This is a genomic window from Streptomyces sp. DSM 42067, assembly GCF_055792885.1.
Window position 1 is genome coordinate 5,495,488 of record NZ_CM147706.1, and the last position, 14,740, is coordinate 5,510,227.

A 14,740-nucleotide genomic window follows, 5' to 3' on the forward strand; every position below is an offset into this window, starting at 1 on the left:
GGCATGCCGGAAGCCGCCGCCGCCCCCACCCCCACCGCGCGCCCCCTCCGCAAGCTCTACCGCAGCAGCGACGGTCGCTGGCTCGGCGGAGTGGCCAGGGGTCTCGCCGGGCACCTGGGGCTGCCCGTCATCTGGGTGCGGCTCGTCTTCGTAGGACTGTTCATGGCGGACGGCCTCGGCGCCCTGCTCTACGCGGCGTTCTGGTTCTTCGTCCCGCTCGGCGTCGGCGGCGTCGACGCCGAGCGCCCCCCGGCGGTCACCACGGAGGCGTCTCCTGACGGCCGCCGCAGACTCGTGGCCCGCAAACCGGACAAGGGCCAGATCGTCGCGCTGCTCGCCATGGTCGTCGTGGCCATGGTCTTCGTCGGCAACGTCGACCTGGGCGGCCCGGCCAAGGCGTACCTGTGGCCGGCCCTGCTCGTCGGCGCGGGCGTGGCCCTGGTCTGGCGCCAGGCGGACAACGCACGGCGAGCCCGCTGGATGGAGGTCGGCCGGCGCCGCCGCACCCTGACCCTGGTCCGCTCGGCGGCGGGCGTGCTGCTCGTCGGCACCGGAGTCACGGGCATCTTCGTACTGCAGGGATCGGCCGAGCACCTCGGCTCCGTGCTGCAGGCGGCGCTCGCCGTCCTGGTCGGCATAGCCCTGCTCGCCGGCCCGTATCTCGTACGCATGACCCAGGACCTGTCCGAGGAGCGGCTGATGCGTATCCGCGCGCAGGAACGTGCGGAGGTCGCCGCGCATGTGCACGACTCGGTCCTGCACACGCTGACGCTGATCCAGCGCAACGCGGAGAACGCCGGCGAGGTCCGGCGCCTGGCGAGGGCCCAGGAGCGCGACCTGCGCGCCTGGCTGTACAAGCCGGAGGGCAACGGCAAGTCCGCAGAAGACGCAGACGAGGAGCCGGACACGCTCGCCGAGGCCGTGCGGCGCAATGCCGCCGAGGTCGAGGACAAACACGGCGTCCCCATCGAGGTCGTGGTCGTAGGCGACTGCCCCCTCGACGAGAAACTGGGAGCACAGATGCAGGCCGCGCGGGAAGCGATGGTGAACGCCGCCAAGTACGGTGGCGAGGGCGGCGCGGTGCAGGTCTACGCCGAGGTCGAGGACCGGACCGTCTTCGTGTCGGTCCGTGACCGCGGGCCCGGTTTCGATCTGGGTTCCGTCCCCGAGGACCGGATGGGCGTACGAGAATCGATCATCGGCCGTATGCAGCGCAACGGCGGTACGGCGCGGCTGCGGGCCGTGCCGGACGGCGGCACCGAGGTCGAGCTGACCATGGAGAGGGCGGAGAGGACGTCATGAGCGACGTGGCGGGGGCGAACGAGCCGACCGGTACGAACGATCCTGCGGAGGGCGCTGGCGGGCGTCGCGTACGGGTCGTCCTGGTCGACGACCACCGTATGTTCCGCACGGGAGTCCAGGCGGAGATCGGCCAGACCGAGCGCACCGGGGTCGAGGTGGTCGGCGAGGCCGCCGACGTCGACCAGGCGGTCTCGGTCATCACGGCCACCCGCCCCGAGGTGGTGCTGCTCGACGTGCATCTGCCCGGTGGCGGGGGCGTCGAGGTGCTGCGCCGCTGTGCTTCCCTGATGGGCGACGCGGAGCGTCCCGTCCGGTTCCTGGCGCTGTCCGTCTCGGACGCCGCCGAGGACGTCATCGGTGTCATCCGCGGCGGTGCACGGGGCTATGTCACCAAGACGATCACGGGCACGGACCTGGTCGATTCGATCTTCCGCGTCCAGGACGGCGACGCGGTGTTCTCGCCGCGTCTGGCGGGCTTCGTCCTCGACGCGTTCGCGTCCACCGACGCCCCGCCGGTCGACGAGGACCTGGACCGTCTCACCCAGCGCGAGCGCGAGGTGCTGCGGCTCATCGCCCGCGGCTATGCGTACAAGGAGATCGCCAAGCAGCTCTTCATCTCCGTGAAGACGGTCGAGTCGCACGTGTCGGCGGTGCTGCGCAAGCTCCAGCTCTCCAACCGGCACGAACTGACCCGCTGGGCCACGGCGCGGCGGCTGGTCTGACGCACCGTCCGGCAGGCACCGAGGCCGAGGGGGTCGGCCGGTGGGCCGGCAGGACCGGACCCCGGCTCCGGAGAGCCAGGGACCCGTCGCTCGTACTCGGCTGCCGCAGTCAGCTGCCGAACTCAGCTGCCGCCGAGGGCCCTCTTCAGCTCGGCCTTGTTCATGCTGGAGCGCCCGTCGATATTGCGCCGCTTGGCTTCGGCGTAGAGCTGGTCGTACGTCGGTTCCTGGGAGCCGGAGCGGGACCTCTCGCCGCCGCGCTTCGACGCGGACTTGTCCTGGGTCGAACTACGGCTGGCGGTGCGGGACTCGCCGGACTGTGCGCGTTCCTTGTTCACGGTGCGGGCCGCGATCTCCTTGGCTCGTTCCGTGCTCTCTCCACGCTGTTCGGCACTCTCCTTGATGTGCTCGTACTGGCGCTCGCGTTTCTGGCTGGATCCTCTTGGCATGATCCTCACCTGTCTGTTTCTCTCAGCTGTGTTTGTGCGTTCTCACACCCGTTGTGTTCTCAGGCCCCGTTTGCGCGGCACGATCGGATCAGGCGGCCTTCTTCCGGCGAGTGGCCTTGCTCAAGGCCTCGATGAGCTCTTCGCGGTTCATCCGGGAGCGGCCAGGAACTCCGATTTCCGTGGCGCGCTCGTAAAGTTCTTCCTTCTTCAGATTCCTCAGATCCTGTCGTGGCTCCGGCTCCGGCTCCGGCTTCGCTTTCTTCGCGGCCGACGGAGTGCCGCGGGCGGTCTTCTTACGCCTCTTGCCGCCGGCCTTTTCCCCCGCACGGTCGATGCTGGCCTGAAGGACCTGCATCAGGTCGACGACATTGGTGGCCTGGGGCGGTTCCTCCGCGACGGCGATCTCCTCGCCCTGGCGCTTGGCCTCGACGAGTTCCGCGACCTTTTCCTCGTACGTGTCCCGGTAGTCCTCCGGATTCCAGTCGACCGCAAGACCGTCGATGAGGCGGAGTGCCATGTCCAGTTCCTTGCCGGACAGGTCCACGCTTTCCGGCAGGCCAGGCACCGTCTCGTGTGGATCGCGTACTTCATCGGCCCAATGCATGGTCTGCAGAACCAGTACGTCCGGCTGGGCGCGCACAGCCGTCAGATACTGCTTGCTGCGCATCACGAACGTGGCGATCCCGGCGCGGTTCGATTTCTCCAGAGCGGTACGCAGCAGCTGGTACACCTTCGCGTACTCCTCGCCGCGCGGCCCCAGGTAGTACGTCCTGTCGAAGTGCACCGGCTCCACGTCGTCCAGGTCCACGAAGCCGCTGATCTCCACCAGCTGGGACTTTCCGGGGGCGATCCGGTCGAGCTCCTCCCGCTCGACGACGACGTACTCGGCGTTCTCCTCCTCGTCGCCGAGCGGGTAGCCCTTGGCGATGTCCTCGAAGCGCACCTCCTTGCCGGTGCGCTGGTTGACACGCTTGTTGCGGACCCGGTCGGAGGTGCCGCGCTGCAGCAGGCGGAAGTGCGTGGTGTGGTCCTCGATGGCCGTGTAAAGCGATACGGGGACCGTCACCAGGCCGAAGCTGAGGACGCCCGACCAGATCGCTCGCGCCATCGCGGATCACCTCCGCATCCCGGGTTCGTTCCACGACCGACGGATCGTGTCGCCAGACCTCGTGTCCTCAGGAGAGGCGGTCAGCCCCTCAGGAGAGGCGGTCAGCCGCCCGGAGAGATCCGGCCGCGCCAGGCACCCGTTTCGGTGCCGCGCTCCTCGATGAAGTGCTTGAAGCGCTTCAGGTCGCCCTTGGCCCGGCGGCCGATGACGCCCGCCATGTCGGCGGTCTTCTCCGCGAGACCGGAGGGCTCGACGTCCAGGGCGAGGTTGACCCTGGTGTGCGTGTCGTCCAGGCGCTGGAACGTCACGACGCCCTTCTGCTTCACCTCGCCGGAGGTGGTGCGCCAGGCGACCCGTTCGTCGGGGAGCTGGTCGACGATCTCCGTGTCGAACTCCCTGCGGGCCCCGGCGATGCTCGTGACCCAGTGGTTGTGCCGGTCGTCGATCTGCTGGACCTGTTCCACACCTTCCATGAAATTCGGGAACTCCTCGAACTGCGTCCACTGGTTGTACGCGGTGTGCAGCGGGACGTCCACGTCGACGGACTCCATGGTCGTGCTCATGAGGTGTCTCCTCCTTCCGACGGGAGACCGCTCAGGCGATCCCCCCTGAGCAACGGAATCGTCTGTATTCGGCTTCCCCTAAGAGGAGGGCCTAACCGGCTGTGCTTGTCCCGATTGGTGTGGATGTGTACCGGGCGTATTGGGTGAGGTGCGCGACCTGGGGGCGGGCGTGGAGGGCGTGGAGGCGCTCACGCACGGCGGATGTCGCCGGCGCCACGCCACCCGCGTCGAGGGCGCAGTGGCACAAGCATCCCCGGTGCGATGCCACCCGCATTCCCGGTGCTACGCCACCCGCGTCGCCCCCGCGAACGGCATTTCGTCGATGGGTGCGACGCGCACCGGCGCGCTGGGATTAGGGGCGTGGATCATCCGGCCGTTGCCCACGTAGATGCCGACGTGGCTGACGCTCGAGTAGAAGAAGACCAGATCGCCCGGGAGCAGTTCGGCGCGCGGGATGCGCCGGCCGGCGTCGATCTGGGCATACGTCGTGCGAGGCAGGGACACGCCCGCCGAACGGTACGCGGCCTGGGTGAGGCCGGAGCAGTCGAAGGCGTTGGGGCCGGTGGCACCCCACACGTAGGGGCTGCCCAGCGCCCGGAACGCATAGGAAACAGCCTCGGCGGCACGGGAGTTGGGGGCTGCGGCCGATCCGTCCGGGAAGGCCTCGAGTCCTCCGGGACCGGAGGCGGGGAACGCGCCCCCCGTCCCGTCCCCGAAGATCCCGGCGCGCTCGCCCGCGGAGAGGCGGTTGAGCAGCTGCTGAGCCTCGGCCAGCTTCGTGGTCACGGTCTTCTTGTGCCGCTTCAGTTCGGCCTGGCGGGCCGTGAGTTCGGCGAGCCGGCCGTCGGCCTCCTCGCGGAGCTGCTCGATCTGCTGCAGCTGCTTCTGGACGCCTGCCACGTCCGCGGCCTGGCGGTGACCGGCGCGCTCCGCCAACGCCGCGCGCTCCAGGTACTGGTCGGGGTCGGAGGAGAGTGCCAGCTCCACGCCCGGGTCTACGGCGCCTGAACGATACTGCGCAGCCGCCGCCGAACCCAGCGCACCGCGCGCGGAGTTCAACTGCTCCATCCTGCGGGCCGCCTCGTCGCGCAGCTCGTCGACGCCCTTCTCGGTCTCGCCGGCGTCCTCCTTCGCGCCGTTGTACTTCTCGGTGGCGATCTCCGCCTCGTGGTAGAGCTTGTCGACCTTGGCCTTCACCTGGGCTGGGGTGAGATCCGGTGCCGCGTGACCGGCGCCGTCGAAGGCCGTCGCGGTCGCCGCTCCGGCGAGTGCGAGGGTGGTGGCGGTGCGGGCCGTATGGCCGCTGAGCGAGCGCTGTCTGGGCTTCCGGTGCGCTGCCACGGGGGTCCACGTCCTTCCGGGGGGCGTACGACGTACGACCGCCGAGGAACCGGCATGGGGACGGGTGTCCGGCGGCGGCCCGCACAGGGGGAGCGCGCCGCCGCCGGACCTTCTCGGCGGAGGTGTCCGACTGCCGCCCTCGGCCCGGGCGGCGGTGGGGAGCCGGGCACCTGGGGAAGCACGCTAAACCCCTCCGTCACCCCGCGGTGACGCCATGTGCGCAACTGGCCGGAGTGGACTGCCCGGTGCCCGTATGTGACCGCGGCGCCGACAGGCCGCCGCCCCCTTGCCGTACGGCTGTGACCGTTGCCCCGGAAGTGGCCCCCCTGCCCGGAGGCCGGTGCTAGTGGTCCGGTTAGGCTCCGGCCTCATGGACGTACTCATCCATCTCTTCGTCGGCCTGCACATCATCGGCATCGCCTCGCTTCTGGGCGGCTTTCTGACCCAGATGAAGGCGATGGGCGAGGGCACGGCACGGTTCGGCCCGGCGATGCTGCACGGCGCGCTCACGATGCTCGTCACGGGAGTGATCCTGGTCGGCCTCAACCAGGCCGACGACCAGCCCGTCGACAACATCAAGATCGGCGTGAAGCTGGCGCTGCTGATCGTGATCCTCGGACTCGTCTACGTGAAGCGCGACGAGGAGAAGGTGGACAAGAGGTCGTTCGGTCTGGTGGGCCTGCTGACGATGGCGAACGTGTTCATCGCGGTGCTCTGGACGTGAGCGACAAGCAATAGCCCGTCCGGCGTTTGAGGACGAGCCCGTCAGGGCGATCGGGGGTCTGGGGGCGAAGCCCGGAGAACCCAACCGGCGCGACGCACCCGCAGCCCCCGCCCCCACGCCCCGCACCTACGCGGGCCGCACCACGCTGTGAATCGGCATGTAGTAAATCGACTCGACCCGAACATTCGCCCCCGGCTTGGGCGCATGGATCATCTCGCCATTCCCGATGTAAATCCCGACGTGGCTGATGTCGTCGTAGAAGAAGACCAGGTCCCCCGGCTCGGCATTGTCGACAGACACGGTCGTGCCGACCTTCACCTGATCCCAGGTGGTACGCGGCAGCGACACCCCGGCCGTCTTCCACGCGGCCTGAGTGAGCCCTGAGCAGTCGTACGACTCGGGCCCCGTGGCCCCCCACACGTACGGCTTCCCTATCTGGGCCTCGGCGAAGTCGATGACCTTGGCGGCCATCGTGGCGTAGCTGGAGGATCCGGTGCTGCCGGAGTCACTCCCGGTGCCCGTCCCGGAACCGGTGGCAGCCTCCTGCTCGGCCTGCTCCTGTTCGGCCTGCGCCTGCGCCTCCTGACGCTGCCGCTCCTCCTCGGCCTGCCGGCGCGCCAGCTCCTCCGCCTTGCGCCTGGCCTCTTCCTCCTTCGCCTTCTCGATCGCGGCGAGCCGCGCCTTCTCCTCTGCGGTCAGCTCCGACAGCAGCTCGCGCGCCTCGCTGAGCTTCTGCTGGACGTCCTGCTTGCTCGCCTTCAGGTCCGCCTGCGACTCGGTCAGCGACGCGAGGGACTCCGTCGCCTCCTCGCGCTTCTTCGTCGTCTCGATCTGCTGCGTCTGGTAGTCGTCGACCGCTTCCTTCTGCCGGTTGGTGAGCCGGCTCATGAGCTGGCTCTGGTCGAAGTACTCCTGCGGGTCCTCGGCGAGCAGCAGCGTGGCGGTGTCGGAGACGCCCCCGGTGCGGTACTGGGCGGCGGCGAAGGAGCCGAGCTCGCGGCGCGCCTCGTTCAGCTTCTCGGTGCGCTTGGCCACGTCGTCGAGCAGCCCGTCGACGTGCTTGCGCTGCTCGTCGGTCCGTTCCTGGGCCGCGTTGTACTTCTGGGTGGCGACGCCCGCCTGACGGTAGAGGTCGTCGACCTTCTTCTGGACCTCTTCGAGGCTGGGCTTCGGTTCGGCGGGCGCGGCGGTCGCCGTCTGTGACATGAGCGCCACGGAGGTGAGGGCGGCGGCGGTGAAGCCGACCGCGGGGGACGTGCGGAGACCGGCGACGAGCTGGCCGGTGGTCCGCGGCTTGCGGTGCGACGCCAAGAGAGGCGACTCCTTCCGTGGACCGCCTACCGGGTTAGCTGTCGGGTTCGGGCGGGTGGTTCGGAAGGCTGCCCTACGGTCCGTGCCTCGTGCCCGCGGGTGTCGCGCGCACTCGGTACGGGACCGATTCACCCCAAGGTCAAAGTGGGTCCCCGGCTCCGGCTGCCGTGAGGGCGCACCGGACTCGGCGGAGGCAACCCGTCCCGGCGTCGTTCGCCGGCGGGGGTACGGGCGGCCCGCCGGGCACGCTAGCCAACTCGTGTGGCCGCTGTGAAGGTTGATGTTCGATATGCCCGATACATTTTCGTGACCTTGACCATTCGGCGGGGTCGTAGGGGGTGCTTCTAGGCAAAGCAGAAAGACCGCTGATATCTGCACCTGTAGGGATCTATCTGGCTTTTTCAAGCCAGTGTTCGGCTTCCGAGTCGAGATCTCTCGCCGCTGTCGACGGCGATGCGGCCGACTTCCCAAGGCGGCAGTGACTGTCAGCGCGGCGGCCTAGACTCGAGGAGCGATGAGCAGCCTCTTTGACGACAGCTTCCTGGCCGATCTCCAGCCCGCGCGGCGCGCGGACGAGGAGCCCCCGCCGCCGCCCGAGGACAGCGCTCCGGAGGACATCCCGGACGACCTGTTCGAGGGCCGGTTCGACGTGCCTTCGCCGCCCCGTGACGCGTACTACCGGGACGGCGCGCCCCGCCCCGCCATCGACCCAGCCGAGCTGCTCCACGGGCTGAACGACGAGCAGCGCGCCGCCGTCGTGCACTCCGGCTCCCCGCTGCTCATCGTGGCCGGCGCCGGCTCCGGCAAGACGCGCGTGCTGACGCACCGCATCGCGTATCTGCTGGCCGAGCGCGGCGTGCACCCCGGGCAGATCCTGGCGATCACGTTCACGAACAAGGCCGCGGGCGAGATGAAGGAGCGCGTGGAGCACCTCGTCGGCCCGCGCGCGGGCGCGATGTGGGTGATGACCTTCCACAGCGCGTGCGTCCGAATCCTGCGCCGCGAGTCGAAGAAGCTGGGCTTCACCTCCAGCTTCTCGATCTACGACGCCGCGGACTCCAAGCGCCTCATGGCGCTGGTCTGCCGTGATCTCGATCTCGACCCGAAGCGCTATCCGCCGAAGTCCTTCAGCGCCAAGATCTCCAACCTCAAGAACGAGCTCATCGACGAGGAGACCTTCGCCGCGCAGGCCGCCGACGGTTTCGAGAAGACCCTCGCCCAGGCCTATGCGCTGTACCAGTCGAGGCTGCGCGAGGCGAACGCGCTGGACTTCGACGACCTGATCATGACGACCGTCCATCTGCTCCAGGCGTTCCCGGACGTCGCCGAGCACTACCGGCGGCGCTTCCGGCACGTCCTGGTCGACGAGTACCAGGACACGAACCACGCCCAGTACGCCCTCGTGCGCGAGCTGGTGGGACAGCCCGGAGGGGACGACGACCCGGAGCCGGCCGAGTTGTGCGTCGTCGGTGACGCGGACCAGTCGATCTACGCCTTCCGCGGCGCCACCATCCGCAACATCCTCCAGTTCGAGGAGGACTACCCGGACGCGACGACGATCCTGCTCGAACAGAACTACCGCTCCAGCCAGACGATCCTGAGCGCCGCAAACGCCGTCATCGAGCGCAACGAGAGCCGCCGCCCCAAGAACCTGTGGACGAACGCCGGCGCGGGTGCGCGGATCACCGGCTATGTCGCCGACACCGAGCACGACGAGGCACAGTTCGTCGCCGACGAGATCGACCGGCTGACGGACGCGGACGAGGCGAAGTCGGGCGATGTCGCCGTCTTCTACCGCACCAACGCACAGTCCCGTGTGTTCGAGGAAGTCTTCATCCGCGTCGGCCTGCCGTACAAGGTCGTCGGCGGCGTCCGCTTCTACGAGCGCAAGGAGGTCCGGGACGTCCTCGCGTATCTGCGCGTGCTGTCGAACCCGGAGGACTCCGTCCCGCTGCGCCGCATCCTGAACGTCCCCAAGCGCGGCATCGGCGAGCGCGCCGAGGCGATGATCGACGCCCTCGCCCAGCGCGAGAAGATCAGCTTCGCGCAGGCGCTGCGCCGCGTCGACGAGGCGTACGGCATGGCGGCCCGCTCGACCAACGCCGTCAAGCGGTTCAACACGCTGATGGAGGACCTGCACACCATCGCGGAGTCCGGCGTCGGCCCGGCGACCGTCCTCGAAGCCATACTCGAACGGACCGGCTACCTCGCCGAGTTGCAGGCATCCACCGACCCCCAGGACGAGACACGCATCGAGAACCTGCAGGAACTGGCCGCAGTGGCCCTGGAGTTCGAGCAGGAGCGGGCCGAGGGCGAGGCGGGCACGCTGTCCGACTTCCTGGAGCAGGTGGCGCTCGTCGCCGACTCCGACCAGATCCCGGACGAGGACGAGGAGGGCAGCGGCGTCATCACGCTCATGACGCTGCACACCGCCAAGGGCCTCGAATTCCCCGTCGTCTTCCTGACGGGCATGGAGGACGGCGTCTTCCCGCACATGCGTTCCCTCGGCCAGACCAAGGAGCTCGAGGAGGAACGGCGCCTGGCGTATGTCGGGATCACACGCGCGCGGGAGCGTCTCTATCTGACGCGGTCCACGATGCGCAGCGCCTGGGGCCAGCCGGCGTACAACCCGCCGTCGCGCTTCCTGGAGGAGATCCCCGCCCAGCACGTGGAGTGGAAGCGGACGGGATCCACCGCTCCGGTCTCTTCAGGACCGGCCGCCGGTGTCGCCGCCTCACTGTCCTCGTCGCGCTCGCGCAGCGCGGCCTCCGGGGCCTCGGGGTTCGCCACGCGACGGGCGTCCGAGAAGCCGGTGGTCTCGCTGGCGGTCGGGGACCGGGTCACGCACGACCAGTTCGGCCTGGGCACGGTGGTCGGCGTGAAGGGTACGGGCGCGAACGCCGAGGCGACGATCGACTTCGGCGACACCAAGCCGAAGCGCCTGCTGCTGCGATACGCACCGGTGGAGAAGCTGTAGGAATATGAGCCCGCCAGGGCTAAGCCGGGTCGAGACCGTGACTCCGCAGCCACGGCAGCGGGTCTATCGCAGCCCCGCCGCCCGGCCGCACCTCGAAGTGCAGATGCGGCCCGGTGGAGTTGCCGGAGTTCCCGGAGTACGCGATGACGTCACCGGCCTTGACGGTGCCGCTCGAGATCTTGTGGCTGGAGAGATGGCAGTACCACGTCTCGGTACCGTCCTTGGCTGTCACGATCGCCATGTTGCCGTACGCGGGATTCCACTCCACGCGTACGGTGCCGTCCGTCGCGGCCATCACAGGGGTGCCGTAGGAGACGGGGAAGTCGATGCCGCTGTGCACGGACATCCAGTTGATGCCCGACTGTCCGTAATAGGCGCTGAGTCCGTGCTGTGCCACCGGCAGGGCGAACTTCGGGCGGAGCCGCTCTTTGCGCGCCGCTTCCTCGGCAGCCCTCTTCCGCTCGGCCTCCTGCTGGGCCTTGAGGTCGATGCGCTCCTGGGTGCGGCTCGCCCGGTCGGCGAAGTCGCCCGCGTCAGCGGAGAGGTTCTCGAGCTGAGTGTCCAGCTTGTTGTTGGCGACGGACGGCTTCACGGAGCTGGTGTCCGGGGCCGCGGTCGTCGTGGTGTCGTCGTCGCTGCCCAGGTTGCTCACGGAGGCGGCCGCGATTCCCGCGACGCCCATCACGCACGCGGATGGCACGGCCACGGTGAGCAGCGCGGAACGCTTGGCGGGGGAGCGGCGCCGGGACCGTGCGCGGGGCACTCGGGCCGAAGAGGACACCGTGGAGACCAGCGGTTCAGCGGCTTTCTCTTCAGAAGTCGCCTCGTCGAGGGGAAGATCGCGATCGTGGTGATCGCCGCCGTGGTCGCGTTCGTGGCCCCGGAGGCCCTCCTCGGGAGCGAACTCGACTTCGGGGGAGTCGTGTTGCTCGTACTGCTCGTACGAGACCTGCTCGAACGCGCCGGTCGTCTGCTCGTACGACTCCTGCCCCGGCTCAGGGGCGAGGTCCGAGACCGGCTCCGGCTCAGGGGCCGGGTTCACGCTCTCGTACGCCGTCGAGCCGCCGTCGGAGTTCCATGCGGTGGCGTCGTACGCGCCCGTGTCGAAGCTCTGGTCTCCGAAGGCCCCTGTTGAGAAGGCCTGCGTATCGAGCGGCGGCTGTCCGAAGTCGTGCTGCCCGAAATCGCTCTGCCCGAAGTCGCTCTGTCCGAGATCGTGCTGCTCAAAGGCCTGTTGGTCGTACGCTTGGTTTGCGTGGGTCTCCCACTGGCCGGTCTGACCGGTCTGGCCGTCGACGGCCCATGCTCCCGAATCCCACTGGCCCGTGCCGGTGGCATCCGGGCTGGTGGCCTGCGTGGGGATGTGGGCGGCGAGCTGGTCGTAGCCGGCGGACGCCCAGACCCCGGTCGTGTCATAACTGCCGGTCTCGTACGCGGCATGGTGCTGCGCCGCATACGGGTCGTAGTTCAGCGTCTCCTGCGGGGCGACCGTCTGGTGCTGATACGTGCCGGTGGCATCACCCCCGGCCGCGGCTCCCAGGCCGGACCACTGGCCGCTGTCGTACGAGTCGCCGGGGAGGTCGCCGAAGAGCGGATCGGTCTCGAAGCCGGGGCTGGTGTAGGAGCCGGTGGCGTAGGAGCCCGTGGAGAACGTGTCGGTGGAGTAGCCGTCGTACCCGGTGTAGCCGCCGTGCTGCGCGCTCTGCCCCTCGTAGGAGGCGTAGTCGTAGCGCGCATAGTCGGCGTCTGTGGCCGGTGCCGGGGGAGTTGCGGTCCCCGACGGGTGACGGTCGTTCACCAACTTCTCTTTCGCCTCGACAGCAGGAGCTGGGGTCTGAACCCGCGGCGCTAACCACTGAAGTCACACAGTCCCAGGGGCAGAGCAGTGCGGTGACTGTACCCGGCGGTTCGCGGGCGCGACAATCTTCGGCAGGTTTCGCGCACGCAGGAAACGGGCAATCAGTGGCCTTTCGGCGAACTGCGGGCAGAGCTTTGGCTCTGCGTTCGACTGGCGTTCGACATCAGGCCACCGTCAGACCATCGGTTCGGCCGGCTGCGCGGGCCTTCGTCGCCTCCTCCGCGTCGAGCGCCTGCCGGATGCCGTTGGCCACTGCGGGGTGAACGGGCAGGGCGAGATGCCCGATCCCGCTCACCTGCACGTTGTGCGCGGTCAGATCCGGGTGGTCGAGGCATGCACTGTCGAGCGGGTCCATCATCTGGTCGAGATCGCTCCAGAAACTCACGAACCGCGTACGGCAGTCAGGTGAAGGCTGCTTCAGCTCTTCGATCACCTCGGAACCCGGCCGCATCTGCCGGACGATCGGATGCGCGTCCAGCAGCGGCGCTATACGGGTGCCCGAGTGCGGCGTACCGAGCGTGACCAGCGTGCGCACCTTTACATCACCGCCGAGGCGCTGCACGTAGTAGCGGGCGATCAGCCCGCCGAGGCTGTGCCCCACGATGTCCACCTCGCGATGGCCGCTGCGCTCGCAGATCTCCTCTATATGGCGGCCTAGCAGTTCGGCCGCGGTGCGGATGTCGCACGTGAGAGGCGAGTAGTTGAGCGACTCCACATGCTGCCTGCCGTGCTGGGCCAGGGAGCGCCGCAGCAGTACGAAGACCGAGCGGTTGTCGATGAAGCCATGCAGCAGAACGACGGGGAGTTTCCTCTCCGTCGGCAACTGGGGAGCATCCGGCTGAGGCAGCGCCGCGGCGGCTCTGCGCTCCTGCGTGATGCCTGAGGGGTACAGCAGGAGGTGACCGGCGAGTATCGCGATCTCGAGGGCCGTCGCCTTCAGCAGGGTGATGGAGAGCCCTGCCAGCCTCCAGGGAAAGAGACGCTGACAGAGCGGAAGAATGGGCAGAACCGTCGTGGCCTTCATCGTCGACCGACCTCCCGTCGGCACACGAAGGACGGCTCTGTCCCCCGTATGCCCTCGTGGGCAGCCGCGATGGAGGAGGTCGGCAGTGCACAGGCTGCGCGGTGGTGCTCTTGTCCCGTCTGCGGTGCGTGTAATTCCATTTTTCTGACGGATGCGACTCTGATAGTGGCTCTGTGTAGTGGTTCGGTGGCTCCCTGTGCGATAGCCGATACGTCGCCTCGGCGCGCCATGCCGAGCGGCTGACGGCGCGGAGGCCGGCGACCTCGTAGGCGGCTCCCCTGACGCCCGCCCCGGCTGCGGCCTGGTGCCGCAGGATGCGGAGCAGTGCGCGGCGAACGTGTCCCACCGTGTGATTTCCCCCTCGGTCACCGTCGTAAAACTGCCTGTTGCGGGATGCTGGCGATAACGTTCGTTCACTTCCTCGTGTCCGCACGGCGGGGCAGTGCCGGGTAGGGCGGCCGCAAACCGTGCTTCCGCTTGCTCTCGCATGCTCGGTCTCGTGCTCTCAGGGGGCGGGAATGGGGGCAATGGGGCATGGGCCGGTCGGGTGGACGGTCGGAATCAGGGCCGCCGGTGCAGTCGGTGGCGCAGTGGGTACATGCCGGAGGGCATGTCGGTACATGGAGGCAGTGATGGGTGTGGCAACGGGGCCGATCCGCGTGGTGGTCGCCAAGCCGGGGCTCGATGGCCATGATCGCGGGGCCAAGGTGATCGCGCGGGCGCTGCGTGACGCCGGAATGGAGGTCATCTACACCGGCCTGCACCAGACGCCCGAGCAGATCGTCGACACGGCGATCCAGGAGGACGCCGACGCGATCGGTCTCTCCATCCTGTCCGGCGCGCACAACACGCTCTTCGCGCGCGTGCTGGAGCTTCTCAAGGAGCGCGACGCGGAGGACATCAAGGTCTTCGGCGGCGGCATCATCCCCGAGGCGGACATTGCCCCGCTCAAGGAGAAGGGCGTCGCCGCGATCTTCACCCCGGGCGCCACGACGGCCTCGATCGTGGACTGGGTCCACGCGAACGTACGCCAGCCGGCGTAGTGCCATGGGGGCTGGGCTGGGCCCTGGCCCCATGGCACCTGCGGCGGCTGACTGGCGTTCGCAGGGGCTGTTGGAGTGAGAGCGCCGGCAGGCTCGGGCTTCTGTACGGTTCCGGTGGCTTGTGTGGTGGGCAGTCGTTCCTCCCCCAGCTACCGCTGGGAGGTCCCCCAGGCGATGGGGTGCCTTCCCGAGGGCCTTAAGGCACTGGGGGAGGGTGGGCACAACGCATGGTGGCGGGTGCGCTTTCGTGGGGCTAGGGGCTAGGGGCTAGGGGCTAGGGGCTAGGGGCTAGAGGCCGGCCGCCGACGGCATCAGCGG

The 14,740-nt window shown here is 68.8% G+C and carries 12 protein-coding genes and 1 riboswitch; of the genes, 5 read left to right on the forward strand and 7 right to left on the reverse strand.

The annotated features are described in order from the left end of the window. Nucleotides 1-3 precede the first annotated feature (3 nt). Both ACSMXV_RS25260 and ACSMXV_RS25265 read left to right on the forward strand, forming a co-directional pair. Entirely contained in the window at nucleotides 4-1,302 is a 1,299-nt protein-coding gene (locus ACSMXV_RS25260) for an ATP-binding protein (protein WP_473173519.1), read from the forward strand. Next, nucleotides 1,299-2,024, forward strand: coding sequence for a LuxR C-terminal-related transcriptional regulator (locus ACSMXV_RS25265; RefSeq protein ID WP_473173520.1), 726 nt, complete (start codon nucleotides 1,299-1,301; stop codon nucleotides 2,022-2,024). The genes ACSMXV_RS25260 and ACSMXV_RS25265 overlap by 4 nt, the downstream gene beginning before the upstream one ends. Before the next feature lie 122 nt (nucleotides 2,025-2,146). On the opposite strand, the gene ACSMXV_RS25270 is transcribed toward ACSMXV_RS25265, so the two are convergent. The 4 genes from ACSMXV_RS25270 to ACSMXV_RS25285 form a co-directional block, all read right to left on the reverse strand. Further along, on the reverse strand, nucleotides 2,147-2,473 hold the full coding sequence (locus ACSMXV_RS25270) for a plasmid stabilization protein (RefSeq protein ID WP_473173521.1): 327 nt from the start codon (nucleotides 2,471-2,473) through the stop codon (nucleotides 2,147-2,149). A gap of 88 nt (nucleotides 2,474-2,561) precedes the next feature. After that, entirely contained in the window at nucleotides 2,562-3,581 is a 1,020-nt protein-coding gene (gene ku / locus ACSMXV_RS25275; protein WP_473173522.1) for a non-homologous end joining protein Ku, read from the reverse strand. Between the two features lie 101 nt (nucleotides 3,582-3,682). After that, nucleotides 3,683-4,144: an SRPBCC family protein gene (locus ACSMXV_RS25280; RefSeq protein WP_473173523.1), complete on the reverse strand. Its 462-nt coding sequence runs from the start codon at nucleotides 4,142-4,144 to the stop codon at nucleotides 3,683-3,685. Between the two features lie 282 nt (nucleotides 4,145-4,426). Further along, a complete protein-coding gene (locus ACSMXV_RS25285; RefSeq protein WP_473173524.1) occupies nucleotides 4,427-5,485 on the reverse strand; it encodes a C40 family peptidase in 1,059 nt (352 codons plus the stop codon). A gap of 370 nt (nucleotides 5,486-5,855) precedes the next feature. On the opposite strand from ACSMXV_RS25285, the gene ACSMXV_RS25290 reads away from it, so the two are divergent. Beyond that, nucleotides 5,856-6,209, forward strand: coding sequence for a hypothetical protein (locus tag ACSMXV_RS25290; RefSeq protein WP_473173525.1), 354 nt, complete (start codon nucleotides 5,856-5,858; stop codon nucleotides 6,207-6,209). Between the two features lie 126 nt (nucleotides 6,210-6,335). On the opposite strand, the gene ACSMXV_RS25295 is transcribed toward ACSMXV_RS25290, so the two are convergent. Beyond that, nucleotides 6,336-7,520 (reverse strand): C40 family peptidase, encoded by a 1,185-nt coding sequence (locus ACSMXV_RS25295; protein WP_473173526.1) that lies wholly within the window; start codon nucleotides 7,518-7,520, stop codon nucleotides 6,336-6,338. A gap of 8 nt (nucleotides 7,521-7,528) precedes the next feature. After that, a riboswitch (cyclic di-AMP (ydaO/yuaA leader) is annotated at nucleotides 7,529-7,720 on the reverse strand. 314 nt (nucleotides 7,721-8,034) lie between these two features. On the opposite strand from ACSMXV_RS25295, the gene pcrA reads away from it, so the two are divergent. After that, on the forward strand, nucleotides 8,035-10,497 hold the full coding sequence (pcrA, locus tag ACSMXV_RS25300) for a DNA helicase PcrA (protein WP_473173527.1): 2,463 nt from the start codon (nucleotides 8,035-8,037) through the stop codon (nucleotides 10,495-10,497). Between the two features lie 19 nt (nucleotides 10,498-10,516). Here the strand turns inward: pcrA and ACSMXV_RS25305 are convergent, their stop codons facing one another. Next, a complete protein-coding gene (locus ACSMXV_RS25305; RefSeq protein WP_473173528.1) occupies nucleotides 10,517-12,295 on the reverse strand; it encodes a M23 family metallopeptidase in 1,779 nt (592 codons plus the stop codon). A gap of 223 nt (nucleotides 12,296-12,518) precedes the next feature. Then, on the reverse strand, nucleotides 12,519-13,379 hold the full coding sequence (locus tag ACSMXV_RS25310; protein WP_473173529.1) for an esterase/lipase family protein: 861 nt from the start codon (nucleotides 13,377-13,379) through the stop codon (nucleotides 12,519-12,521). A 632-nt stretch (nucleotides 13,380-14,011) separates the two neighbouring features. Between ACSMXV_RS25310 and ACSMXV_RS25315 the strand changes: the two genes are divergently transcribed. Then, nucleotides 14,012-14,422: a cobalamin B12-binding domain-containing protein gene (locus tag ACSMXV_RS25315; RefSeq protein WP_451398743.1), complete on the forward strand. Its 411-nt coding sequence runs from the start codon at nucleotides 14,012-14,014 to the stop codon at nucleotides 14,420-14,422. Nucleotides 14,423-14,740 lie beyond the last annotated feature (318 nt).

What these genes read in the sequence shown, in the direction of transcription:
- ku (WP_473173522.1), bottom strand. Translation starts at nt 3,581, where the DNA reads ATGGCGCGAGCGATCTGGTCGGGCGTCCTCAGCTTCGGCCTGGTGACG.
- ACSMXV_RS25315 (WP_451398743.1), top strand. Translation starts at nt 14,012, where the DNA reads ATGGGTGTGGCAACGGGGCCGATCCGCGTGGTGGTCGCCAAGCCGGGG.
- ACSMXV_RS25265 (WP_473173520.1), top strand. Translation starts at nt 1,299, where the DNA reads ATGAGCGACGTGGCGGGGGCGAACGAGCCGACCGGTACGAACGATCCT.
- ACSMXV_RS25270 (WP_473173521.1), bottom strand. Translation starts at nt 2,473, where the DNA reads ATGCCAAGAGGATCCAGCCAGAAACGCGAGCGCCAGTACGAGCACATC.
- ACSMXV_RS25260 (WP_473173519.1), top strand. Translation starts at nt 4, where the DNA reads ATGCCGGAAGCCGCCGCCGCCCCCACCCCCACCGCGCGCCCCCTCCGC.
- ACSMXV_RS25290 (WP_473173525.1), top strand. Translation starts at nt 5,856, where the DNA reads ATGGACGTACTCATCCATCTCTTCGTCGGCCTGCACATCATCGGCATC.
- pcrA (WP_473173527.1), top strand. Translation starts at nt 8,035, where the DNA reads ATGAGCAGCCTCTTTGACGACAGCTTCCTGGCCGATCTCCAGCCCGCG.
- ACSMXV_RS25280 (WP_473173523.1), bottom strand. Translation starts at nt 4,144, where the DNA reads ATGAGCACGACCATGGAGTCCGTCGACGTGGACGTCCCGCTGCACACC.
- ACSMXV_RS25310 (WP_473173529.1), bottom strand. Translation starts at nt 13,379, where the DNA reads ATGAAGGCCACGACGGTTCTGCCCATTCTTCCGCTCTGTCAGCGTCTC.